Genomic DNA, 5,044 nt, shown 5'->3' with positions numbered 1-5,044 from the left:
CAGAGGCTCGAGCAACGGAGCCCGTCAAGCGAGTCGAAGGGCGTTGTTCTGGGTGTCTGGGCTGGTCCCCCCGGCAACCGCCCGGGGCCCATCGCCGAAGCGGCGCGGCGATTACCGCAGCAACGTGACGCGCCGCGTACCCACGTCGCGCCCCGCCACCCGCATGCGCACGAAGTAGAGTCCCGCCGGCAGCGGCACGCCCGCCTCGCTGCGGCCGTCCCACGCCAGCTGCTGGCGCCCGGCCGCGAAGCTGCCCGAGAGCGACGCCACCCGCCGGCCGCTCGGATCCAGCAGGTCCAGCGCCACCTCGCCCGGCTTCGCCAGCGCGAAGTCGATCATGGTGCCGCCGCGCGTCGGATTCGGCGCCACGGCGGTGAGCCCCGTCGACGCCGGCGGCGCATCCGCGTCCACCGAGACCGTGCCCTCGTCCACGCGGAAGTCGTAGAAGTAGTCGTCGTTTCGGTTGTTGTCGGCCGCGACGATGCCGTAGAACCCGGTGCTGGGCGCCGTGTAGGTCCTGACGCCCGAGGTCATGTCGAACGCCGCGGCGTTCCGGCCGGCCCAGTAGGTGCCGCCGCCGGGATTGCGGAACAGCAGCAGGTGCCAGTCCCCGGTTCCGCCCTGACTCATCCGGAAACTGTAGGTGTGGCCCGCCTGCAGGAACACGTCCCAGGCTTCGACGAAGTGATCGACGGTCTGGGGGGGAGGCTGGGGACGCTCGATCGTGAGCCCATTCACGGTGACGAGGTCTGCCCCCGAGTCCCACTCGATGTAGCCGCCGGCCCCGTTGAGCTGATAGGCGTAGTCGTTGACGTAGTACGTGCCGGGCGCGTTGTGGTTGAAGTCGCCGACGATGAGATCGGTGGTGGGGGGACCAAACTGCGAGTTGGCCAGCAGGCCGCTCTCGCAGGCCGGATAACTGCCGCCACTGGCGGCGCTGTAGGCGGAGATGTCGAAGTCGGAGATCGATTGGGTCGCCACCGCGGTCCAGTAGGGATCCTGCTGGTCGAACGACCAGTAGTCCGTCGAGTTGAACGTGCCATCGATCCGTTGGTCCGTGAGCGGGGTCGGCGCGGGGCAGGTGCCGATCGCGAGACTCCACGTCGCCGTGCTGCCGTCGTCGTTGACGACCACGACCGCGTAGTCGTCGGTCGTCGGCGCCGTGTAGATCACGTTGATGGTGCCGTTGACTTCGAATTCCGCGTTCCCGCGCCCCGTCCAGTACGTCCCGGCCACGGGATTTCGGAACAGCAGCAGCTTGAGGTTTCCGCTCCCGGTCTGCGAGAACTTGAACGTGTAGGCCGTGGCGGCTTCGAGACGGGTGGTCATCAGCCGGAACACGTCGTTGGGCCCAGTGGTGCCGCTCACCGCGAAACTATTCGGCGAGATCGGCGCGAGGTCGTCCTGGAGCTGCACCAGCGCCGAGCCCGAGCCCATGTCCTGATAGAGGTGCGCGCGCAGGTAGTAGTTGCCGCCCGGGTTGTAGTCGAAGTCGCCGAGCACGAAATCCACCTTGGGCGGCGACTGGTTCGAACCTCCGACCGGACTCGACAGGCACACCGGATAGGTGCCGCTCGGATCCGAGTACACTTCGCAATCCCAGTCGCTCGAGCCGCCGTTGGCCCGCACCGCGGCGCCGATCCAGTAGTAGCCGAAGGGCGGCCCGAATTCGGTGAAGGCGTACCAGTTCTCGGCGCCGGTGGTGACCTGCGGCTGCTGCTGCGCGAGGTTGACGGGCGGCAGGCATTCGCCCACCTGCACGTCGAACGTGCCGGTCGAGCCGTTGTCGTTCACGACCACGACGCCGTAGTAGCCGGTGCTGGGTGCGACGTACTGGGTGGAATTGGTGATGTCGAATTCGGCCGCGTTGCGTCCTTCCCACAGCGTGCCGCCGGCCGCGTTGCGGAACAGCAGCAGATGGGTGTCGGCCGCGCCGGAGTGGCTGAATTCGAATGAATAGGTGGAGTCCTGCTCCAGATAGACGTCCCACACCTGCAGCACGTTGGTGGCATCGGTCGATTGCTGCACCACCGGCGCGTTCACCGTCAGCAGATCCGACCCGCCGTCCCACTCCACATTGCCGTTGCCGCTGCCGGAGAAATGCGAGGCGGCCACGTAGTAGGTGCCGGTGGGATTGTGATTGAAGTCGCCGACCACGAAATCGACGCCGCTGGTGCGCGTGGAGTTGCCGAGCAGAGTGGCGACGCAGGTGGGATAGGCGGCGGTGCTCTGATAGATGCCGATATCCCAGTCGGCGCCGGGATCGGGGCGCACCCCGACCGCCGTCCAGAACACGTTGCTCTGGGTGAATTGATAGGTGGCCTTGGTGCCGGTTGCACCGGTGGCGGTGACGGCCGCGCCGCTCAGCAGGCCAGGATAGGTGCACTGCGCGTGCGCGATCCCGGTGCACGCGGCGGCCAGCGCGCTCATGACGAGCGCCACGATCGGCTGTTTCCACAGGCTCATGGCGCCCTCACTTTCCCGACGCCGGCGCCTGGGCGCGGGCGAGCTTCGCCTGGCGCGCCGCATCGAGCGGGGAGCGATCGGGGGGACCGATGGTGGCGGGCGTGGGCGCGGGCGGCTTCGCGGACGCGGGCGGCGTCCAGGCGCGCGGCGCGGTCACGCTCGGGCGCGACGTCGTGGGCGCCGGATGCGCCGCGAGCCAGGCCCGGCGCGCGGCCAGCTCGGTCTCGGACCACGGACGCGCCGTGGTGAGCGGCGGCGACTTGGCGGCGGATGCCGGGACGGGCGGCGGGGCCGGGTCGTGCGCGTGCGCGGCCAGGAACTGCGCGCGCTTCAGCGCTTCGAGTCCGGGACGCGGCGTGGCCGGTCCGAGGGTTCGCACCTCGGGTTCCTTGGCCGCTGGCTGGGAGGAGCTGGTGCCGACAACAGCGGAAAGAGCGCCAAGTGCGACGAGCAGCACGACACGGGGGAGCATGGTGTGTCTCCTGTGCGAAGGCCGCACGGGGTAGGATGCGACCAGCGAGACTCGTTCAATTAAACGCCATCCGACCCGCGATCTGCACGCTTTTTTCGCGTGCTGCCGGCCGGGGTGTCCGGCGACGCCGAGGCTGGACCGGGCCTACACGCGGCGCGATCTCCGGCTCGCCGAGACGAGGCCCTACCCCGCGCGGGTCTCGGCGTCAGAAGGTCAGCGCGAGGGCGATGACCGTCGTCGGCTCTTCCGTGTCCGGATTGAAGACGATGGCGCTCAGGCTCGCTCCCTTGCGGGAGAAGCCGAGGAGGAGTCCTCGTTGAAGCTCTCGCTCCGATTCGTAGGCTCTGGTCCGCTGTATGACCACACCGAACTCGGACCCCGCCCAAGGCGCGATTGTCAGCTGGGACCAGTTGTAGAAGAAGCTGTCTGAAGCGTCGGCCGTGCCGAAGACGTGCTCGCCTTCGCTGTAGAGCTCCAGCTTCCGCCAGCTCAACGAGCCCTTGTAACCCGGGGCGATGCCCCGCGTGGCGCCGAATACGAGGCCGGCGATCGGCGTGAACTCGAGGACCAGCGATTCGCCCGCGCCAAGGTTCCAGCCGATCCACGTCGAGCCGGTCTGGAGATCCTCATAGTTGTAGCGCGCCTCGAGGTGCAACTGGCCGCGATCGGCGGTGAACGTGGGCTGCACGTAGTCCTGATCGTGGGAAACCAGGTAGGTATAGGCCGACGCGCCGAATGACCATGACTTCCCGGCAACCCGCTCGATCCCGGAGGGCGGTGCCTCGGTCGGCGCGAGGGGAGGCGTCGCCGAAGCGGCCGCTTCGGAGCATGCGAGGAGCAGGCCAATCATGATGCAGGACTGCCAACGCATCAGAAGTAGTAGCGCATTGAGATCGCGGCGCCGCCGGCCCAGACCGCCTGTGCCCGCGAATTGTCTCGATCGAGCACACCCAGGATGTCCACGGAGATGAGGAAGTCAGGCCTGCCGTTGTACGCAAGACGCAGCACGGTTTCGGAGGCGTCGCCATTGTCCGTCGTGGTGATGACCGGCAGCGACATCCGCCGGTAGGCGAGTGCGGCGCCCACCGGGACACCCCAGGCCGCTCCAGCGTCGAAATCCAGGCTTGCGCCCAGCGCGTACTCCCACGAGTCCGGGGAGCGTCGGCGTGGCGATTCGCCGTAGGAGACCTCGGTCAGCACGGTGAAGCCAAACTGTCGGTCGATCGCCCATGCGTAGCGCAGGCTTCCCGCGGTGCGTACCGTTGGCACATGATCGACCAGTCTGGCCCCCGCGAGGCCGTTCGCCACGTCCTCCGCGAATTGCTTCGGGTCGATGACGGTGACGGTCTGGTTCGTGACCGCGAGCGAGCCGCACAGCATGGTTCTGGTCGTCGCGCGCAACCGCGCCAGCCATCCGAACTCGAATCCATTCGTGACCGTCACGCCCTCGCTGACGAGCGAGGTGACCTGGGTGCCGAGGCGGGACCGCATGCCAACGCTGGCGCGCACCGCCATCCAGTCGCGGATCGCATGCTGATACTCGAAGCTGAGCAGGGCATAGACCAGATTGCCGTTCAGGGCCGACAGCGTGTCGCCGGCAACCGTGCGTGGCGGGTAGTCGATCTGCGCGGCTTGGGCGTATCCGACTGAACTCCGCAGGTAGCTGCGCACGAATGCGTCGGGCACGAGATCTGTCGATACGAATGTGTGTCCTGCCAGCGACGGCCGCGGAATTTCCTGGGCGGCAGCAGTCGAGGCGTGCAAGCTCAGCGCCGCCGCCAGCAGCGGAACGAACCGCCGGATCGCTCCCGGCCAATTGCGAGCCGCGTGACTCGCGCGGCTCATCACCGTCCCCCGAACGGGAACAGGATCGCCGCCGTCAGCTGCCAGCCATTGGAATGGAAGCGATCCGGCAGATTTCGAATCGGACTCGCCGACTCCTCCCCGGACAGGTTGACGAGCCCCTGCAGATAGCGCAGCTCGGTCGTGAGACGGGGGCGCCCGACCGGAATCACGACGCCGAAGCCAAGCACGGCGCCGACGTCCACTTTGCTGAAGGACGATTTCACGTCCTCGTCGAGCCCATGGCCGCTGATCCGGGCCGAA

At 67.8% G+C, this 5,044-nt stretch carries 5 protein-coding genes; all 5 read right to left on the bottom strand.

Features of this window, described 5'->3' with window-relative positions; genetic code table 11:
- Positions 1-111 precede the first annotated feature (111 nt).
- Positions 112-2,466 (bottom strand): FlgD immunoglobulin-like domain containing protein, encoded by a 2,355-nt coding sequence (locus VMJ70_04130; protein HTO90296.1) that lies wholly within the window; start codon positions 2,464-2,466, stop codon positions 112-114.
- Positions 2,467-2,473: 7 nt separating this feature from the next.
- Positions 2,474-2,938 (bottom strand): hypothetical protein, encoded by a 465-nt coding sequence (locus VMJ70_04125; protein ID HTO90295.1) that lies wholly within the window; start codon positions 2,936-2,938, stop codon positions 2,474-2,476.
- A 205-nt stretch (positions 2,939-3,143) separates the two neighbouring features.
- On the bottom strand, positions 3,144-3,788 hold the full coding sequence (locus tag VMJ70_04120) for a hypothetical protein (protein HTO90294.1): 645 nt from the start codon (positions 3,786-3,788) through the stop codon (positions 3,144-3,146).
- 20 nt (positions 3,789-3,808) lie between these two features.
- Positions 3,809-4,783, bottom strand: a complete 975-nt coding sequence (locus tag VMJ70_04115; protein ID HTO90293.1) for a hypothetical protein — start codon at positions 4,781-4,783, stop codon at positions 3,809-3,811.
- On the bottom strand, positions 4,783-5,044 hold a 262-nt coding region (locus VMJ70_04110; GenBank protein HTO90292.1), incomplete at its 5' end, for a hypothetical protein. The genes VMJ70_04110 and VMJ70_04115, both read right to left, overlap by 1 nt.

Origin of the sequence: Candidatus Sulfotelmatobacter sp. (assembly GCA_035498555.1) — a bacterium.
Classification (GTDB): domain Bacteria; phylum Eisenbacteria; class RBG-16-71-46; order RBG-16-71-46; family RBG-16-71-46; genus DATKAB01.
Note: the sequence above shows the minus strand (reverse complement) of the source record. Positions and strands in the feature narration are given on the sequence as shown.

Excerpts from the sequence above, each read along its gene's own strand:
- VMJ70_04125 (HTO90295.1), bottom strand. The coding sequence starts at position 2,938 with ATGCTCCCCCGTGTCGTGCTGCTCGTCGCACTTGGCGCTCTTTCCGCT.
- VMJ70_04120 (HTO90294.1), bottom strand. The coding sequence starts at position 3,788 with ATGATTGGCCTGCTCCTCGCATGCTCCGAAGCGGCCGCTTCGGCGACG.
- VMJ70_04115 (HTO90293.1), bottom strand. The coding sequence starts at position 4,783 with ATGAGCCGCGCGAGTCACGCGGCTCGCAATTGGCCGGGAGCGATCCGG.
- VMJ70_04130 (HTO90296.1), bottom strand. The coding sequence starts at position 2,466 with ATGAGCCTGTGGAAACAGCCGATCGTGGCGCTCGTCATGAGCGCGCTG.